The 19,326-nt window shown below is 68.3% G+C and carries 12 protein-coding genes and 1 pseudogene; 7 read left to right on the forward strand and 6 right to left on the reverse strand.

Annotated features, from left to right (window positions below):
• Positions 1 to 69: 69 nt before the first annotated feature.
• The gene (locus KO481_RS32185; protein ID WP_215922241.1) at positions 70 to 987 is read left to right on the forward strand and encodes an NRDE family protein; all 918 of its coding nucleotides are present in this window, start codon (positions 70 to 72) and stop codon (positions 985 to 987) included.
• Positions 988 to 1,011: 24 nt separating this feature from the next.
• On the opposite strand, the gene KO481_RS32190 is transcribed toward KO481_RS32185, so the two are convergent.
• Both KO481_RS32190 and KO481_RS32195 read right to left on the reverse strand, forming a co-directional pair.
• A complete protein-coding gene (locus tag KO481_RS32190; protein WP_215922242.1) occupies positions 1,012 to 1,818 on the reverse strand; it encodes a DUF8020 domain-containing protein in 807 nt (268 codons plus the stop codon).
• A gap of 141 nt (positions 1,819 to 1,959) precedes the next feature.
• Positions 1,960 to 2,709 (reverse strand): DUF8020 domain-containing protein, encoded by a 750-nt coding sequence (locus KO481_RS32195; protein WP_215922243.1) that lies wholly within the window; start codon positions 2,707 to 2,709, stop codon positions 1,960 to 1,962.
• 546 nt (positions 2,710 to 3,255) lie between these two features.
• Between KO481_RS32195 and KO481_RS32200 the strand changes: the two genes are divergently transcribed.
• Entirely contained in the window at positions 3,256 to 6,447 is a 3,192-nt protein-coding gene (locus KO481_RS32200; RefSeq protein ID WP_215922244.1) for a (Fe-S)-binding protein, read from the forward strand.
• A gap of 499 nt (positions 6,448 to 6,946) precedes the next feature.
• On the opposite strand, the gene KO481_RS32205 is transcribed toward KO481_RS32200, so the two are convergent.
• Positions 6,947 to 7,447: a hypothetical protein gene (locus tag KO481_RS32205; protein ID WP_215922245.1), complete on the reverse strand. Its 501-nt coding sequence runs from the start codon at positions 7,445 to 7,447 to the stop codon at positions 6,947 to 6,949.
• A gap of 326 nt (positions 7,448 to 7,773) precedes the next feature.
• Here KO481_RS32205 and KO481_RS32210 point away from each other — a divergent pair, with 326 nt between their 5' ends.
• The 3 genes and pseudogenes from KO481_RS32210 to KO481_RS43545 form a co-directional block, all read left to right on the forward strand.
• Positions 7,774 to 9,111 (forward strand): helix-turn-helix domain-containing protein, encoded by a 1,338-nt coding sequence (locus KO481_RS32210; RefSeq protein ID WP_215922246.1) that lies wholly within the window; start codon positions 7,774 to 7,776, stop codon positions 9,109 to 9,111.
• 25 nt (positions 9,112 to 9,136) lie between these two features.
• Entirely contained in the window at positions 9,137 to 10,393 is a 1,257-nt protein-coding gene (locus KO481_RS32215) for a pyridoxal phosphate-dependent aminotransferase (protein ID WP_215922247.1), read from the forward strand.
• Positions 10,394 to 10,840: 447 nt separating this feature from the next.
• Positions 10,841 to 12,115: pseudogene (locus tag KO481_RS43545) on the forward strand (YibE/F family protein); the annotation flags it as partial.
• Between the two features lie 874 nt (positions 12,116 to 12,989).
• Here KO481_RS43545 and KO481_RS32225 read toward each other — a convergent pair.
• Both KO481_RS32225 and KO481_RS32230 read right to left on the reverse strand, forming a co-directional pair.
• Positions 12,990 to 14,444 (reverse strand): DUF7159 family protein, encoded by a 1,455-nt coding sequence (locus tag KO481_RS32225; RefSeq protein ID WP_215922249.1) that lies wholly within the window; start codon positions 14,442 to 14,444, stop codon positions 12,990 to 12,992.
• Positions 14,445 to 14,628: 184 nt separating this feature from the next.
• Positions 14,629 to 15,951: a UDP-glucose dehydrogenase family protein gene (locus tag KO481_RS32230; protein ID WP_215922250.1), complete on the reverse strand. Its 1,323-nt coding sequence runs from the start codon at positions 15,949 to 15,951 to the stop codon at positions 14,629 to 14,631.
• 299 nt (positions 15,952 to 16,250) lie between these two features.
• On the opposite strand from KO481_RS32230, the gene KO481_RS32235 reads away from it, so the two are divergent.
• Complete coding sequence (locus KO481_RS32235) at positions 16,251 to 16,799, forward strand: YdcF family protein (RefSeq protein ID WP_308166848.1); 549 nt, start codon at positions 16,251 to 16,253, stop codon at positions 16,797 to 16,799.
• Between the two features lie 123 nt (positions 16,800 to 16,922).
• Positions 16,923 to 18,566, forward strand: coding sequence for a purine-cytosine permease family protein (locus KO481_RS32240; protein ID WP_215922251.1), 1,644 nt, complete (start codon positions 16,923 to 16,925; stop codon positions 18,564 to 18,566).
• Positions 18,567 to 18,656: 90 nt separating this feature from the next.
• On the opposite strand, the gene dcd is transcribed toward KO481_RS32240, so the two are convergent.
• Positions 18,657 to 19,232, reverse strand: coding sequence for a dCTP deaminase (gene dcd, locus KO481_RS32245; protein ID WP_215922252.1), 576 nt, complete (start codon positions 19,230 to 19,232; stop codon positions 18,657 to 18,659).
• Between the last annotated feature and the right edge of the window lie 94 nt (positions 19,233 to 19,326).

Raw genomic sequence — 19,326 nt, forward strand, 5'->3', positions numbered from 1 at the left:
CTGCCCGTTCCCTGTCCCAGCGGCTCATCCCGGCCCGTCACCCACCGAATTTCCGGCATGCTTGGGGGTATGTGTCTGGTGTTGACGGGTTGGCGGGCGCACCCCGAGTATCGGCTGATCGTCGCGGCGAACCGGGATGAGTTCTATACCCGGCCCACCGAATCCATGCGCTGGTGGCCCGAGGTGACGGGCCTGCTGGCGGGCCGGGACCTGGGCGCGAGCGGCGCCATCCCTGGCACCTGGCTGGGCCTGTCGCGCGCGGAGAGCCGGTTCGCGACGGTGACCAACGTCCGCGGCCCCCGGGAGAATCGCCCCGACGCCCGCTCGCGCGGCGCGCTGCTGATGGATTTCCTGCGCGGCGAGGCGGGGCCGGAGAAGTTCGTGCGCGCCACCGCAGCCGCCGCCGACGAGTACAACGGTTACAACCTGATGATTTCGGATCTGGAAACGCTGTGGTGGCACAGCAATCGCAGCGCGCTGACCCCACTCGAGCTCACCCCGGGCCTGCACGGGATATCCAACGGCGCCCTGCTGGCCTCGGTGGACCCGCTGGGCGACACCGCGGTGTGCCCGGCGGGCCCGGAGGAGGCAGCTTGCGTAACCACGCAGGGCCCTCGGAATCACCGCCATGAAGCCGCCATTCACACCGACACTGGCGCGCCCGCGTGGCCGAAGGTGCGCGAGGGCCTGGGCGGTCTGCGCGCGGTGATCGCCGCGGATCCGGGCGATGTGGACGGCTATTTCGCGGTGCTGGCCGACCGCACGCCCGCTCGCGACGACGAGCTGCCGGACACCGGCCTGTCGCCCTCGCGCGAGCGCGCGGTGTCCTCGCGGTTCATCGCCAGCACCCTGCATGGAACCCGATGCAGCACGGTGCTGTTGGTGCGCGAGGACGGCAGTTTCGAGATCGCCGAGCGCTCGTTCGCGCGCCTGGGCGACCCCACCGGCGAGGTCTCGTTCACCGGACGACTGCGGCTTCCGGCCTGAGCGGCGGGCCGGGAGCCCCCGGCGTCAGTGCGGCTGCGTGGCCTGCGGCTTGGGCTGTGTGGCCTGCGGCTTGGGCTGCGTGGCCTGCGGCTTGGGCTGAGGCGCCACCGGCGCCGGGTTCGAGGCGTTGGCCCACTGCGTGGAGCCGTCGGGCGCCTGCAGCGTGTTCTGCAGTTCGACGGCGGAGGACTGCAGCGTGGGGCCGCCGGCCGCGATGGTGCCCAGCACGCCGCCGCCGATGGCGCCGACGACCAGGCCCGGAATGCAGATCAGGAAGAACGTGAGCACGCACCCGATGGCGCCGCCGATCAGCGCGCCGATGAGGCCGCCGACGGCGAAGGCCAGGCCCGCCTTGGTCGCGAAGTCGTTGAAGGCGCGCTGATCCTCGACCGGCGAGGCGATCTGCTTCAGATTCAGCGGCTTGCCGTCGACCGAGGCGCCCACGAGCCGCGGCGCGACCGGCTTGCTCAGATCCACTCCGGCGGGCCGCTGCGGCGTCAGATCCAGCTCGCGGCCATCCTCGCGCAGCACGGGGGTGACCGGAATCCGCACGCCGGAGATGCTGAAGTTCAGCGGTAGCTCGAGCGCGACGTTCCCGGCCCGATCCTTGACACGCACGACCTGCTGCGTCTTGTCGGGCGTCACGCCGGGCTGGTCGACCAGCTGAAACGTCCCGCTCTTCAGCTTGGTGACGACCGTCTTGCCGACCGCCCGGGCCGAATAGTCGATTTGCTGCGACACGGGCGCCGGAGCGGCGTGGGCGGTTCCGAGCGCGATGGTCATTGCGCCGATGACCGTGGCCGCGGCCACAGTGCCTCTGCGGAACGTCATACGGTATTCCAATCCATCATCAGGTTCGGCGTGGATCATAGCGGAACAGTTCGAGACGGACCGGTCTTCCGGTGGGCGTACATACAAGTACGGCCCGCTCCCCCGAGGGGAACGGGCCGTAGCGATGCCGATTTCCGGCGGTCAGTGCTTTTTCTGCGGAGCGGGAGCCGGAGCCGGGGGCGCGGCCGTCTCGGTCCACTTGGTGGTGCCCGGCTTGGCATTGAGGGTGTTGACCAGGTCGTAACCGGCCGCGACCAGGGTCGGGCCGCCGAAGGCGAGGGTGCCGAGGATGCCGCCGATGGTGGCGCCGGTCGGGAGGCCGACGAGGCATCCGACGACAATGCCGATCAGGCCGATGGCGCAGCCGACGATCGCGCCGACCGCCAGGCCGACGAAGCTGCCGATGCCGACGGCCAGGCCGAACTTGGTCGAGAAGTCGTTCATCGCCGCGTTGTCCTCCACCGGGGAGGCGATCGGCTGCGCGACGATCTTCTGCTTGTTCGCGGCGACCGCGGTGGTCTGAATCGGGGAGGCGACCGGCTGGGCGAACAGGGTCTGCTTCGATGTGTTCAGGGCCGCGGGCTTCTGCGGGGTCAGCTCCAGGACCCGGCCGTTGTCCTTGATCACCGGCTGGACCGGAATCTGCACGCCGGAAACGCGGTAGTCCACCGGCATCTCCATGGCGATATTGCCGGCCTTGTCTTTCACATTGATGATCTGCTGGTGCTTGTCAGCGGGAGTCGCACCCGGCTTGTCAACCAGCTGAAAGGTCCCCCCCTTGAGCGTGGTCACCACAGCCTTGTTCACCATTTGGATCGAGTAGTCGATCAACTGGTCCTTGGTGGGCGCCGGCGCGGGGCCGGCATGGGCGGTACCCATCGCGATTGTCATCGAGCCGATGACAATCGCGGCACCCGCAGTAGCGCTGCGGAACTTCATTCGGTTTTCCAATCCATCATCAGGTGCTGCCGTGCACCTCTCTCGACCGCGAGAGCCCACGCTTCCCTCGAGGCACCAGGTCGGCGGACTGCCCCGCACGGCGACCATGGCGCCCGCGGGAGCCCTCCCCGAGCGGTGTTGAGATTTTGCACAGCAAAGCAGGACGTCGTGAGCCTAATCCAAGAGCTCCCGGGATGCGAGATCCTTTTCCTCCCAAGGGGAGTAGGCGTGTCCCTGCACCCGTGCATTCGCCCGGATTTACCGTTGTAGAGGCTCGCCTTATCGCAAAAGCCCTGGAATCGCGCGTGAGTCGAGTCACATCACGTGCGAATAAGCCCCCGCCAGCTGGGGCGCACGACGCCGCGATCGTAGTATGGGCACGTAAGTTACCGGAGGGTAACTTACTGGCAGTTAGTATGCGATGCAACCGCGGTGGCATCAGCCCTGCCGCCGACAGCTCGCAACGCCGAGTTGGTTGAACTACAGGAAGGTCGCGACATGAATGCCCTGACAGTGACGCTGGGCACGATTGGAGCGGCGCTCAGCGTGTTGTGCTGGGTGTCGTTCTTCGGCGGCGTGTCGAACATCGTGAGGAACATCCGGATAGGCCAGCCCGCCCCGGACCGCTGGCGGCCGTTCGTTCCGCGCTTCATGACCATGCTGAAGGAGTTCGTGGCGCACACCCGGATGGTCAAGTTCCGGACCGTGGGCTGGGCGCACTGGCTCGTGATGGTCGGTTTCCTCGCCGGTGCGCAGTTCTGGTTCGAGGCCTACGGCCAGACCTTCAACCCACGCTTCTTCTGGCCGTTCATCGGCAATACCTGGTGGTTCCACCTCGGCGAGGAAATCCTCGGCGTCGCCACCGTCGTGGGCATCATCGCGCTGATGATCATCCGCCAGCTCAATCATCCCCGCGTCCCGGCGCGCCTGTCGCGCTTCGGCGGCTCCGACTTCACCGCTGCGTACGCCATCGAATGGATCGTGCTGCTCGAGGGCATCGGCATGATCATGGTGAAGGCCGGCGTGCTGGCGCTGGACGGACACTCGGAGTGGACCGACCCCATCACCGGTCTGATCGCCAAGGCACTGCCGTCCAGCATCGTGATGGTGTCGATCTTCGCCTTCGTCAAGCTGATGTCCGGCATGGTGTGGCTGTTCCTGGTCGGCCGCTACATCACCTGGGGTGTGGCCTGGCACCGGCTCTCGGCCTTCTTCAACATCTACTTCAAGCGCGAGGACGACGGCGGCGTCGCCCTGGGTGCGGCCAAGCCGATGACCTCCAAGGGCAAGGCGCTGGTCGACATGGAGGCCATCGACCCCGACAACGACACCCTCGGCGTCGGCAAGATCGAGGACTTCTCCTGGAAGGGGTGGCTGGACTTCACCACCTGCACCGAGTGCGGCCGCTGCCAGTCGCAGTGCCCCGCGTGGAACACCGGCAAGCCGTTGTCACCCAAGCTGTTGATCATGTCGCTGCGCGACCACGGCCAGGCCAAGGCTCCCTATCTGCTCGCCGGTGGCCGCAAAGACATGGGCGGGGACGAGATCGGCCTGGTCGATGCCGAGGGCACGCCGAACGAGGCGGCGCTGGCGAAGATCTCCGAGGCCGCGCGCGCCGAGGCCGAGCGTCCGCTGGTCGGCGCCGAGGACGTGAGCGGCATCATCGATCCCGAGGTGCTGTGGAGCTGCACCACCTGTGGCGCGTGCGTGGAGCAGTGCCCGGTGGATATCGAGCACGTCGACCACATCATCGATATGCGCCGCTACCAGGTGCTGATCGAATCGGAGTTCCCGTCCGAGCTCGCGGGCCTGTTCAAGAATCTGGAGAACAAGGGCAACCCCTGGGGGCAGAACGCCAAGGACCGGCTCAACTGGATCTCCGAGCTGGACTTCGACATTCCGGTCTTCGGGCAGGACGCCGAGACCTTCGAGGGCTACGAGTACCTGTTCTGGGTCGGCTGCGCCGGCGCGTACGAGGACCGCGCCAAGAAGACCACCAAGGCGGTCGCGGAGCTGCTGGCCACCGCCGGTGTGAAGTTCATGGTGCTGGGCCAGGAGGAGACCTGCACGGGTGACTCGGCGCGCCGCGCGGGCAACGAATTCCTGTTCCAGCAGCTGGCGATGCAGAACATCGAGACGTTCAACTCGGTGTTCGAGGGCGTCGAGGCGTCCAAGCGCAAGATCGTCGTGACCTGTGCGCACTGCTTCAACGCGCTGAACAACGAGTACCCCCAGGTGGGCGGCACCTACGAGGTCGTGCACCACACCCAGCTGCTCAATCGCCTGGTGCGCGGTAAGCAGCTGGTGCAGGTGAAGCCGGTGTCGGAGAAGGTCACCTATCACGACCCGTGCTACCTGGGCCGGCACAACAAGATCTACAACGCGCCGCGTGAGCTGATGAGCGCGTCGGGCGCCACCCTGACCGAAATGCCGCGGCACGCGGAGCGTTCCATGTGCTGTGGCGCCGGTGGCGCCCGGATGTGGATGGAGGAGCAGCTCGGTAAGCGGATCAACCTCGATCGCGTAGACGAGGCGCTGGCGACGCTGGACGGCGGTAACTCCCCGTCGATGATCGCGACCGGTTGCCCGTTCTGCCGGGTGATGCTCACCGATGGTGTAACCGCGCGCAAGGATTCGGGTGAGGTCGGGCAGGGTGTCGAGGTGGTCGATGTGGCGCAGCTGATGCTGCAGTCCATCGAACGGGTCGAACCGGCGACGCTGTCGGAGAACCTGCGGGTGATCCAGGAGCCGAAGCGGGCCGAGCCGGAGCCGGTTTCGGCGCCCGAGCCGGCCGCGGCGGCCGCCGCCGAGGCGCCGGCCGCGGAGACGCCGGCCGCGGAGACGCCGGCCGCCGCACCGGCCAAGCCGGCAGCCAAGGGCCTGGCCATGAAGGGCGGCATGGCGCCGGGCGGCAAGGGCCTGGCCATGAAGGGCGCGGCAAAGGCGCCCGGGGCCAAGGCGACTCCCGCCGCACCAGCCGCCGAGCCGACCGAGGCTCCGGTCGCCGATGCGCCCGCCGCACCTGCGAAGGGCCTGGCGATGAAGGGTGCGGCGAAGGCGCCCGGGGGCAAGGGCCTGGCCATGAAGGGTGTCGCAAAGGCGCCCGGCGGCAAGGCAACTCCCGCCCCGGCACCGGCCGCCGAGGCCACCGACGCACCGGCCACGGACGCGCCCGCAGCACCGGCCGCGAAGCCCGGCGGCCTCTCGATGAAGGGCGCCGCAAAGGCGCCGGGCGGTAAGGGTTTGGCCATGAAGGGCGGCATCAAGGCACCGGGCGCCAAGCCTGCCGCCGAGCCGACACCGGCCGCGGAATCCGCGAGCGCGGCAACGGCGTCGGCTCCCGCGGCCGCGGAATCGGCTCCGGCCGAGGCGACCTCGGTGGAGTCCAAGCCGACGGTGGCTCCGAAGGGCCTGGCCATGAAGTCCGGCTTCAAGCGTCCCGGCCCGAAGGCTCCGGGTGCGGCCAAGCCCGCGGCACCCGCCGAAGCGGCCCCGGCCGAGGTGGCACCGGCAACGCCGAGTGCCGAACCCGCTGCTGCCACAGAATCGGCAGTGGCACAGGAGACATCGAAGGTCACCACCGATGCTCCGGCCGACTCCGGCGGCAACGGCGCGCCGAAGCCGCCGACCGCCAAGCCGGGCGGCATGGGCTTCAAGTCCGGAGCGAAGGCCCCGGGCCGCAAGAGCTGACCCGCACAATCACACCCGAGGGGTGCGTCGCCGACCATCGGTGACGCACCCCTCGGTGTATCCGCGCCCAGTACCGCCGTGTCACCGACACCGCCACGCATCGCAGTGCGCCCGCCAGACCGCGGCGGTCACTGAAGCATCGGACCACCGCGGCCATCGCGGACCGCCAGCGGCCCGGCCTCCATGTGCACCGACGCCGGGGCGAGCTCGGCCTCCGCGTCGGCATGCAACTCGAGGACGACTGCGGGGGTTCGTGGCCGAGGCCACCGGAAGTGAGGCATTCGGCTGAGCTCCACGGGCATCGCGCGGATCACGCTGACCCGCTCGGGAATCGCCTCGGTGCTGCCGGCAGCTTCCCCTCCGCCTGCGGCAGTCGGCGGTTCCGTTGAGCGGCCGGGACAGCCGTACTCAACGCGGGATGTGCCCGCGCACCGGGTCCGCCCCGTCGACTGCCGGGAAAGGGGCGGACCCGGATCGGGGCGGCGAGGACCGTCTGCGGTCAGTCCTCGCCGCCGCCCACCGCCAGCGCTGTCGTGATCACGACCGACAGGGGTGGGAGTGTGGCGCCGGGAGCCTCGCGGGAGTACGCACCCCGGCCCGCCCCGGCGCGGACCGGCATGGTCCGGGTGGGCGGCACGATCCAGTGGCAGCCCTCCCGGGTCCAGCGGCCCAGACCGGTCGGCAGCATGACCGCGCTGCCGATGCCGGGAATGCCGATATCCAGGCGATTGAGCACGTCCACAACGCGATTCGCGGGGCGCTCGTCGGGGGTCACCACGAAGCTCCAGCGGATCTGGCGGGCCAGCATCGGGACCGATACGCCCTGGTCCGCCAAGGCCGTGCGCACCCGCTCGGCCCGCAGGACGGGTAGGTGAACCACGCCGATGCTGCCGGTGATAGGTAGCATGACGAATCCGCCGCGCTCGGTCACCGGCAGCGCGAACTCGTGCCGGTACAACGCAACCCAATCCTCGACGGTCCTGAGCTTTTCGACGTTCACGGCGAACTCCCTTGCTCCCTCACCAGGTTCGCGCGTGCAGGGCCCCGGAGGTAACGTCCGACCACACGCCTTGCGCTGCCCTTCCGCTGCCCCTGGCACACGACTCCACCTCGCTGGCGCTCGGCTCCGTCGTGCGCCCAGCGCGCTGGCCTGGTGGTTCGCTCCGCTCACGGCCTGCTGTTTCGGTGATATCAGCTGCATTTCGACTGTGGCTGTGATCACCTCGCACTCGTACTCTGGACTACGACGTTCGTGCGGAAAGGGATGACATCGTGGTCCGGCAGTGGTCAGGCAAGGAAGCCCGTGCCCTTCGCGATGCCAGGCGGATGAGTATCCGGGAGTTCGCGGCCCACTTGGGCGTCCACGAGCGCCTGGTCTCGAAGTGGGAGGCCGGGGGCGTACGGGTCCATCCCCGCCCGGTCAACCAGGCCGCACTGGATACATCCCTTGCCCGGTCCGACGATGTCGTGCGGGCACGGTTCGCGGCCATGCTCGATCAGCCCCTGATCGACCGCCCCGCACCTGAATTCGAGGCGCACCACGAGGATCCGGTGCGCACCCACTATTCCAGTGACGCGGAACTTTTGGCACTCGTTGACGCCGGTGCGATGAGAGGCGATGCGTTAGCAGCGATTTCGGAGAGGGATCTGATCATGGCGGCCGCCCACGAGGCCAGCGAACATGCCGGTCGAGCCGAGTCGACGAATGTCGGCGCGTCCACCTTGGAACAGCTCGACGCCGATGTCACGCGCATCGCGAACGACTACGTCCATGTGCCACCGGTACCGATGATGGTGGAGATGATGCGGGTGCGGCGGCGGGTGTACCGCCTGCTGGAGGGACACCAGAGGCCCTCGGACACCGGCCATTTGTATCTGCTGGCCGGCACCCTGTCGGGCCTGCTGGCCAATGCCAGCACCGATCTGGGCTATCACGACGCCGCGGGCGAGCAGGCGCGGGCGGCGTGGGCCTATGCGGAACTGTGCGGGCACAACGGATTACGCGCGTGGACCCGCGGCATGCAGGCCCTGATCGAGTACTGGTCCGAGCGGCCGCGGCGGGCGGTGCTGCTGGCGCAGAGCGGGCTGCAGTTCGCCGATTCGGCCACGGCGCGGGTGCGGCTGCTCAATATCGAGGCCCGCATCTGGTCCAGGCTGGGTTCGACCTCCGATACCGAGCGCTGCATTCACGCGGCCGACGCGGCCCGCACGGGCACCGTCACCGATGTGCTGCACGACGAGGTCGGCGGCGTCTTCGGATTCAACGAGCCCAAGAGCCAGTACTACGCCGGCGCCACCTACATTCACCTCGGCCAGGCCGCGCCCGCGCTGACCGCCACCGCGTGCGCCATCGACCTGTATGCCAACGGCCCCGAGGAGCAGCGCTCGTACGGCGCCGAATCGCTGGCGCGGGTGGACAACGCGACCGCGCACCTGATCAACGGCAGCCTCGACGGCGCCACGGAATCGGTGCGCCCGGTGCTGGAGCTGTCCGAGGACATGCGGATCGCGCAGCTCGAGGAGCGGTTGACCGGACTGCGCATGCGCATCGCCGGGCCCACGTTCCGGGCCGCCATCGAGGCGCGCCGCCTGGACGAGCGGATCGAGGAATTCTGCGGGGCCACCGCCGCGCGCGGGATGCTCCCGGTGAACCCGGCATCCTGAAATCCTGTTTGCTGGTGGTGGCACCATGGGACGGGTGAGTCCTACCAGCCAGTCACCTCAGCGCCCGAGATCGCTGGAGCAGTCGACCAAGCTCCAGAACGTCCTGTACGAGATCCGGGGGCCGGTACACGCGCATGCGGCACGGCTGGAGGCGGAGGGGCACCGCATCCTGAAGCTCAACATCGGCAACCCCGCGCCGTTCGGCTTCGACGCGCCCGATGTGATCATGCGCGACATGATCGCGGCCCTGCCGTACGCGCAGGGCTACTCCGAGTCCAAGGGCATCCTGTCCGCACGGCGGGCGATCGTGACCCGGTACGAGCTGGTCGCGGGCTTCCCGGAGTTCGACGTCGATGACGTCTATCTGGGCAACGGCGTCTCCGAGCTGATCACCATGACCATGCAGGCGCTGCTGAACAACGGCGACGAGGTGCTGATCCCGGCGCCGGACTATCCGCTGTGGACGGCGATGACCAGCCTGTCCGGCGGCACGCCCGTGCACTACCTGTGCGACGAGTCCAACGGCTGGCAGCCCGACGTCGCCGACATCGAATCGAAGATCACCGAGCGCACCAAGGCGCTGCTGGTCATCAACCCGAACAATCCGACCGGCGCGGTGTACTCGGCCGAGGTGCTGCAGCAACTGGTGGATCTGGCGCGCAAGCACAACCTGCTGCTGCTGGCCGACGAGATCTACGACAAGATCCTCTACGACGACGCCAAGCACATCTCCCTGGCGACATTGGCGCCCGACCTGCTCTGCCTGACCTTCAACGGCCTGTCCAAGGCGTATCGGGTGGCAGGCTACCGCTCCGGCTGGCTGGTCATCACGGGCCCGAAGGAGCATGCCGAGGGCTTCCTGGAGGGCATCGACCTGCTGGCCTCCACCCGGCTGTGCCCGAACGTGCCCGCTCAGCACGCGATTCAGGTGGCCCTGGGCGGGCATCAGAGCATCGAGGATCTGATTCTGCCGGGCGGGCGGCTGCTGGAGCAGCGGGATGTGGCCTGGGAGCGGCTGAATGCGATCCCGGGTGTGTCGTGTGTGCAACCCCGGGGTGCGCTCTACGCCTTCCCCCGGCTGGATCCCGAGGTGCACGAGATCCGCGATGACGCGAAACTCGTGCTGGATCTGCTGCTGCAGGAGAAGATATTGATGGTGCAGGGCACCGGCTTCAATTGGCCCTGGCACGACCATCTGCGAATCGTGACGCTGCCGTGGGCACGCGACCTGTCGGTGGCGATCGAGCGGTTCGGCAACTTCCTGGCCAGCTATCGCCAGTAATGGCCGTGCGGGTCTCGCCCAGGCAAAACAGACCGAAGGTATGAGAATCGAGGTTTTTGAAGACTTAACTAGCGCAAAGATCGTCGGTTTGTGTACAGTGGTTTTCGGCACCGAAAGTGCCCCGGCCGAGCCGCCTACCCCCCTGGGCCGCTCGGCCCTGGATTCAGCCGCCTACCCCCCTGGGCCGCTGAATCCCGCGGGCGGCGGAGACATCCCCCTGCTCTCCGCCGCCCCCTCCCACTTCTCCTCTCACCCGATTGCCCCGGGTTTGCTTGTCTCAAAGCAACTTTCGCTCTAACCGCCGATTCCCGGCCCTAGCTGCGCTCCCAGGGACTTCTGCACCACGATCCTCTAGGCTCGCAGCGGTCAGGCGAGACGAATGGACAGGCAGGGACCCGGCGTGAGCCAGCGTACGAGCGAACAATTCGATACGGCGCGGACGCTGGCATGAGTGATCATCACCATCACCACCATCACGATCACTCCGGTCCGATCGCGATCGGGGCCACCGCGGCCAAGGTCGTCGTCGGGCTGCTGACCGGCATCGGCGTGCTCGCGGTGATCGCCGCGGTCGTGCTGTGGCCCAGCCATCAGCACATCGACATTCCGATACCGATGCAGAACGGCGGCGGCGGGGCCGTACAGACCCAGGCCGGCACCGTGACCGTGCAGGACGTCGGGCCGTGTGGCAGTCCGTCCAACGGCAAGGTCTTCGACGACACCCCGCAGCCGCCGCCGAACAACAGCTACAGCTGCGGGCGCAGCGTGGTCTCGATCGAGTCCGGGCCGGACAAGGGCAAGCACACCCTGCTGGAGATTCCGCCCGGGCCCGATCAGCCGAAGCTGAAGGTCGGCGACCACATTCGCGTCTCCCGGCAGAACGATCCCAGCGGCACCCCCAACTACGCCTTCGAGGACTACTCGCGCGGCCTGCCGCTCACACTGATCGTGATCTTCTTCGTCGTGGTCGTCGTCGCGGTGGCGCGCTGGCGCGGCCTGCGGGCGGTGATCGGGCTGGGCCTGGCCTTCGCGGTGCTGATCGAGTTCATGCTGCCCGCCCTGCTCGACGGCAAGCCCGCGCTGCCGGTCGCGGTGGTGGCGGGCACGCTGATCCTCTATGCCGTGCTGTATCTGGCGCACGGGGTGAATCTGCGCACCAGTTCGGCGCTGCTGGGTACCCTGAGCGCGATGCTGCTGGCGACGGTGCTGTCGTGGGTGACGCTGAAGATCACCCACGTGACCGGGCTGTCGCAGGAGGACAACACCAACGTCGCCACCTACGTCCAGCACGTGAGCATCACCGGACTGCTGCTGGCGGGCTTCATCATCGGCTCGCTGGGTGTGCTCAACGACGTCACCATCACCCAGGCCTCGGCGGCGTTCGAGCTCGCCGCGATCGACGAGACGCACACGCGCCGGGATATTTTCGTCGCCGCCATGCGGGTGGGCAAGGATCACATCGCCAGCACGGTCTACACCCTGGTGCTGGCCTATGCCGGCGGCGCGCTGCCGCTGCTGCTGCTGTTCTCGGTCGCCGGGCGGTCGCTGAGCGACGTGGTCACCGGGGATGCGGTGGCGATCGAGATCGCCCGGTCCGCCGTCGGCGGCGTGTGCCTGGCGCTGTCGGTGCCGCTCACCACCGTCATCGCGGTGCTGCTGGCGCGCCCGTTCTCGCTGCGGTCCGAGCCGGAACCGGAACCCGCGCCGCGGCGCGCGCGACGCCCGAAAGAGGGTTCGGGAGAATCGCATTCCCATCGCGGCGGCGGCCAGCAGCCGCGGCGGCGCGCGGCGGAACACCGGCACACCGCGGACGACAACGATGCGCCCGACCAGGACGAGGACTACCTGCACAGCCTCTCGCGGGAGGCGTACCAGCCCAGGCAGACCGGGCGCCGCCGCGCCGATCCGGAGGGTCCGGCCCGTCACACCGCCGAGCACAACCCGGGGCGGTCCGCCGACACCCGGGGCAACCGCCCAGCAGACACGGGCGCCCAGGCCGCCGCGCCGCGCCGCCGGGTCGGTCCACGGACGGACACCCAGGTGAATCGCCTTCCCCCCGAACCGGATTCGTACCGCCAGACCCCGCCCCGACGTCATGCCGCAGACCCGGGCCGCCAGCCCACGGACCCCCGATCGACACAGCCCCCGTCGGGCCGCCGTCCGGCGGAACCCTACGGATCCACCACGGGCGGCTGGCCCACCACATCGGGCCGCCACACGGGTGCGAACTACCAGGCGCAGGCCCCCGATCCCGGATACGCGGACGACGACTACGACGAGCCGACCCACCGGCAGCAGCGCCGCACCGACAACCGGCCGGACACCGCGGGCCGCAGGTACCGGAGGGATTGGCCCACAGCCGATTACGACGAGTAGGCGCTACCTCCGGCACTACTGTCGGAATACAGCGCCTCGCAACAGCGTCCGGACGCCGCCGTGTCGTCTTATCGGCGTCGTCGTATGAGCGTCACGTCCGACCGGTCGCACTCCGTACCGGCTACTTGTCGCACCGGCATCACACCGCGCCGGAATCTCGTCGGACCTGCATCATGCCGCACCACGCGGTGTGTATCGGATGGCCGCGACTGTGGCCGGATTACTTTTGCGGAGACTGGAATTGGGGCAGGAGCGGCGGCAGGGTGGGTACCACGATCGCCGGGAGGCCCGGAACGACCACGATCGTATTGGCGCCGGGCCGGGGCGGGGCCGAGGACTGTGCGGGGTGGCGGTAGGGCGGGGGTGCGGCGATCGAATCGTTGGTCGAGTCGGGGGTAGACGGTGCGATAGTGGGCGCCAGCACGACCGGCTGCGGCGCGCTGGTCGTGATCGGGGTCTGCGTGGTCTTGGTGCTCTGCGAATCTCCCTGCAGCACTTGCGGACCCCAGCCCAGGGCCAGCCCCAGCGCGGCGACCACCACCAGGGCGGCGACCGCGACACCCGCCACGCTCAGCTCACGCTTGCCGCCCAGGGCCAGCTCGCGCCCGGCGGAGGCGGCGGCCTCGCGGCCCTTGCCCGTCGCGGCACGCCGCCCGCCCAGGAGTTGCCCGACCCGACCGGCGAACACCGGTGTGCCGCCGCGCCGCCGGCGCCGGTGACGCGCGGAGAGCGAATCGTCCGCCCGGACAACGGGTAACACCTCGGTCTTGGCGTCGAAGGACACCGCCGACTCCGCGACCGTCCGGCCCGGGCGGGCCAGCAGCGCAGCCCCGCGCGCGACCACCGTCTCCGGCTGCTCGGGCACCACCACCGGGACCCTGAGCGAACGCTCGACAACCCTTGCCACCTGCGGGATCTGCGCGCCGCCGCCGATCGCGAGGACGGCCTGCACGGCCCGGTCCGAGCGCACGATCACATCGCGAGTCATCCGGGCCGACGATTCGACGGCCAGCATGATCAGCGCGTCGAGATTCTCCCGCGACAGCAGCAACAGCCCGTGCTCCGACGGCAGCGCCACGGCGTTCGTGGTACTCAGCTGTTCCTTGGCGGAGCGGCACAACTCGTCGAGCTCGGCCAGGCCCTGGGCATCCGGTGGATGGGCGATGCGGCCGGAGGCGATCTGCTGCTCGCGGATCAGCAGATCCAGGTAGTCGCCGCTGATCTCGCTGGTGCGCTCGCTGTTGTGCACCTGGCGGGTGGCGACGTCGACCACGCTGACGGACAGGCCCGTGGCGCCGAAGTCGTAGAGCGCGATCGTCGCAACGCCCTGGAGCCGGCCGGCGGCCTGCGCGAATTCCACCGCCGCGGCGGCCTCGGGCATCAGTTCGTAATTGGTCAGCTGGCGGCGGGCCAGTGCGATGCGCACGGCCCGGGCATGCTGCTCGCTGCGGTACGCGATGGCGGTGGCGGCGACGCCGTGCTCGCCTCCGCTTTCGCCGCGGGTGAGCACGGCTGCGATCGCCTCCGCGGCGACCTCCTCCACCGGCTGCTCGCCGACGGGTGTGGTGTGCAGATCGAAACGGTCGGGAGCGAACTCCTGGGCGGAATTACCGGCGTGCGGATATGCGACGCGAATGGCGCCGCCCCCCACCGATATTCCCACTACCGAGCTCATCTATCGCCCATCTCGTCTCACACTTCACGACATGCGCGCGGCCACTCCTCACCACGAAAACACCCATGGCCGCGCGGTGTGAGTCACTCTACAGCGCCCATCGGCGCCATTCCCTGGGCTTGCGTGGTTACACAAGCTGCCGCCTTCGGCCCTGACGGTCACGCCGCCAGGTCCCACCGACACCCTACGGCGTGCCGAGGCCCGCGTACACCCATCCGGCCCGACGCCATCTGGCGTGCTCGAGACAGTTGCGGCCGTCGATGATCGAGCGATTGCGGACCACCGGATTCAGATCCTCCGGGCGCAGCGCGGTGAACTCGTCCCATTCGGTGAGCACCAGCACCACATCGGCGCGATCACAGGCCTCGGCGACCGAGGTGGCGTAATTGAGCGTCGGGAACACCCGCCGCGAATTCTCCAGCGCCTTGGGGTCGTAGACGGTCACCACCGCGCCGTGCAGCTGAATCATTCCGGCGACATTGAGTGCGGGCGAATCGCGCACGTCGTCGGATTCGGGTTTGAACGCCGCGCCGAGCACCGCCACATTCGCGCCCAGCAGCGATCCGCCGACCGCGCGTGCGGCCATATCGACGACCTTCGCGCGCCGGCGCATATTGATGTTGTCGACCTCGCGCAGGAACGCCACCGCATGATCGGCGCCGAGTTCACCGGCGCGGGCCATGAAGGCGCGGATGTCCTTGGGCAGGCAGCCGCCGCCGAATCCCAGGCCCGCGTTGAGGAATCGGCGGCCGATGCGGGCGTCGTAGCCGAGCGCGTCGGCCAGCATCGTGACGTCGGCGCCGGTCGCCTCGCACACCTCGGAAACCGCGTTGATGAACGAGATCTTCGTTGCCAGAAAGGCATTCGCCGACACCTTCACCAATTCCGCGGTGGCCAGGTCGGTCTGCAGGAACGGCACCTCGGCCTCGAGCAGGTCGGCGTAGATCTCGCGGACCAGCTCGGCCACCCAGTCCGCACGCGGCCGAGCGGGATCGACGCCCAGCACCAGGCGATCGGGGCGCAGCGTGTCCCGCACCGCGAAACCCTCACGCAGGAATTCGGGGTTCCACGCCACCTCGACGTCCACCGACGCCGCCGCCCGCGCCCGCGCGCCCAGCTCGCTCGCGGTCCCGACCGGCACCGTGGACTTGCCGATGATCACCGACGGGCGCTCGAGCAGCGGCGCCAGCGAATCCACCACGGCGTGTACATATTTCAGGTCCGCGGCGTATTCGCCCTTCTTCTGCGGCGTGCCCACGCCGAGGAAGTGCACGTCGGCATGCGCGGCGGCCTCCGGATACGAGGTGGTGAAGCGCAGCCGGCCCGCGTCGAGGTTGCGCCGCAACACCGGTTCGAGCCCGGGTTCGTAGAACGGCGTCACCCCGTCGGAGAGCTTGGCGATCTTGCCCGGGTCGACATCGACCCCGATCACATCGTGCCCGAGCTCCGCCATGCACGCGGCATGGGTGGCTCCCAGATAGCCTGTCCCGAAAACTGTGAGACGCATATTCGATTGGTAAGCGTCTGCTATGGCCAGGCCGCATCGTCGAGGCAAGACTCCGGGCAACATCAGATGTACAAGCGGAAACCCGCAGGCTGTGACATGGCCTCCGCTCCGCTCCGGCGGGCCGGGGCCCCCTGAGCACCGGCCGACCACGTATCCGAACTGCTGGCCCACAGGTCTCCCAACCGCACACTGTTTACCATCGGTGCCATGCGACTGCGCCGCGGGACCACGACCGCCGCGGCGCCCGGCCCGGCTCGCCGGTCGGCGACGCGGCGGAATCCCCGCCATGGAGAACGCCGGTGAGACGCCGCGCCCGCCGGGGCGGAGTGCGGGCGGCCGGGGCGGCGCTCGTCCTCGCACTCGTGGTATTCGTCGCGGCGCTGTGGCCGGTCTACGTGCACCCGCGGGTCGACGCCCCGGCCCGCGCCGACGCGATCCTGGTCCTGGGCGGGGCCCACGACGGGCGGGAGGAACTCGGCCTGCGGCTGGCCCGAGCGGGATACGCACCGCGGGTACTGTTCTCCGACCCGTACGAGGTCAGCCCGCTGATGAACCGAATCTGCCACGGCGGCTACAGCTTCGAGGTCGACTGCTTCGACCCCCGCCCCCGGACCACCCTGGGCGAGGGCCGCGAGCTGGCCGTACGAGCCCGCGCCGGGCACTGGCGGCGGGTACTCGTGATCACCTTCACCCCACACGTCTCGAGGGCCCGCTACGTGCTCGAAAAATGCTGGGGCGGAAATATTTTCATGCTCGACGCCCAACCGGATATCTCAGTGTGGCGCTGGGCGTACAACTACGTCTACCAATCCGCGGGCTATATCAAGGCAGCCACCGAGGGTTGCTAGCTTCCGGCAACTGCCCCTGAACTACGTAACGCGTCCGTAACGGCTCGGAAAACGCGACACCATATTGACGCATCACGCTCTGCGCAGGACCTGCTCGCGCGGGTCGGAGTGTGAGGAGTTCTCGTGGTCGACGTCGAAGATCGCCCGGCGCATGCCGCCGCCGCGACAAAGGAAACGCTGGAAGATTACACGCTGCGGTTCGCGCCGCGCAGCTATCGCAAGTGGAGTCCGGCCGTGGTCGGCGTCTCGGCCCTGGGCGGCATCGCCTACCTGGCCGACTTCTCTATCGGCGCCAATGTCGGCATCGCCAACGGCACCGGAAACGCGCTGCTGGGCATCGGCATCTTCGCGGTCGTCATCATGCTGACGGGATTTCCGCTGGCATACTATGCCGCGCGGTACAACATCGACCTCGATCTGATCACCCGCGGCAGCGGATTCGGATACTACGGTTCGGTGATCACCAACCTGGTGTTCGCCTCGTTCACCTTCATCTTCTTCGCGCTCGAGGGCTCGATCATGGCCCAGGGACTGCAACTGGGCCTGCACATTCCGCTGTGGCTGGGATATCTTTCCTCCACGCTGCTGATCTTCCCGCTGGTCATCTACGGCATGAACACCTTGGCCAAACTGCAGGTGTGGACGACGCCGCTGTGGCTGCTGCTGATGGTGCTGCCGTTCGCGTTCCTGGTTGTGCGGCACCCGAATTCGGTGCACAGCTTCTTCGCCTACGGCGGTAAGGACGGCGGCGGGGTGAGCCTGCCCGGCGCGCTGCTGGCCGCGGGTGTGTGCTTGTCACTGATCGCCCAGATCGCCGAGCAGATCGACTATCTGCGCTTCATGCCGCCGAAAACCCCCGAGAACGCCCGCAAGTGGTGGGGCTGGATGCTGCTCGCCGGACCGGGCTGGGTCGTCTTCGGCGCGATCAAGCAGGTGGTCGGGCTGTTCCTGGCGGTCTATCTGATCGCGAATCTGCCTGGCGCACAGGGTATCGCCAATCAGCCGGTGCATCAGTTCCTGGAGATCTACCGCGACATGGTGCCGGGCTGGCTCGCCATGACCCTGGCGGTCGGGCTGGTGGTGATCAGCCAGATCAAAATCAATGTGACCAACGCGTATTCGGGCTCGCTGGCGTGGACCAACTCGTTCACCCGCGTCACCAAGACCTATCCGGGCCGGCTGGTCTTCCTCGGAGTGAACCTCGCGATCGCGCTGATCCTGATGGAAGCCAACATGTTCGACTTCCTGAACAACATCCTGGGCTTCTACGCCAACTGCGGCATCGCCTGGATCGTCACCGTCGCAACGGATATCGCGGTCAACAAGTATCTGCTGAAGATCTCGCCGAAGCAGCCGGAGTTCCGGCGCGGCATGCTCTACAACTTCAATCCGGTTGGTCTGGTGGGCTTCGGGGCCGCGGCGGTGCTGTCGATCCTGACGTTCTTCGGGGCCTTCGGGGGAACGCTGAAGCCGTACTCGCCGATCGTCGCGGTGGTGCTGGCCTTCGTGCTGACGCCGCTGACTGCGGTGCTCACCCGCGGCAAGTTCTATCTACGGCGCACTGACGACGGCATCGAGCTGCCGATGTTCGACCAACACGGGAACCCATCGGGAGAGACGTTGACCTGCCATGTGACCGGGCTGGACTTCGAGCGTCCCGACATGATCGCCTCCGCAGTCCCCGGGCCCGAGGGCGAGATCCAGTACATCAGCTCCCTGGCCCTGTCCACGGACAGGTCGGGCAGGCACGTACTGCCCGGGCACTGACCCCACCGCGTCAAGCTGTTACCTTGGCGCACCCCGTCCGGAGATCCGCACTCGTGCGGCTCCGCGCGGGGTGTGGTTGCGTACACGGTGTCAGTGGTTGGGCAGTGGGAAGTTCAGGTAGGCGCGAGATGGCGTCGGCCCGCGTTGGCCCTGATACTTCGACCCCGCCGCGGAACTCCCATAGGGATGCTCGGCGGGGCTGGTCAGGCGCAACAAGCACAGCTGACCGATCTTCATGCCCGGCCACAGGGTGATCGGCAGATTGGCCACGTTCGACAGCTCGAGCGTGATGTGACCGGAGAACCCCGGATCGATGAACCCGGCGGTGCTGTGGGTGAGCAGGCCCAGCCGGCCCAGGCTCGACTTGCCCTCCAGCCGCCCGGCCAGATCGTCCGGGAGCGAGCACACCTCCAGCGTGGAACCGAGCACGAACTCGCCCGGATGCAGGACGAACGGCTCCCCGTCGGCGGGCTCGACGAGACTGGTCAACTCGTCCTGGCGCTGCGCCGGATCGATATGGGTGTACCGAGTGTTGTTGAACACCCGGAACATCCGGTCCAGGCGCACGTCGATGCTCGACGGCTGGACCAGTTTCTCGTCGAACGGCTCCAGCCCGAGCCGCCCACTGGCCAGCTCGGCACGAATGTCGCGATCGGAAAGCAGCACGCAGGAATCCTAGCGACCAGGGGCCCAGCCCCAGCCGGTGCCTGCGAACTTGCACCGCTCGCCCCGGCGTCTGATAAGGTTGCGAGCGCGCTCG

It is taken from the genome of Nocardia albiluteola, assembly GCF_018860155.1.
GTDB classification, from domain to species: domain Bacteria; phylum Actinomycetota; class Actinomycetes; order Mycobacteriales; family Mycobacteriaceae; genus Nocardia; species Nocardia albiluteola.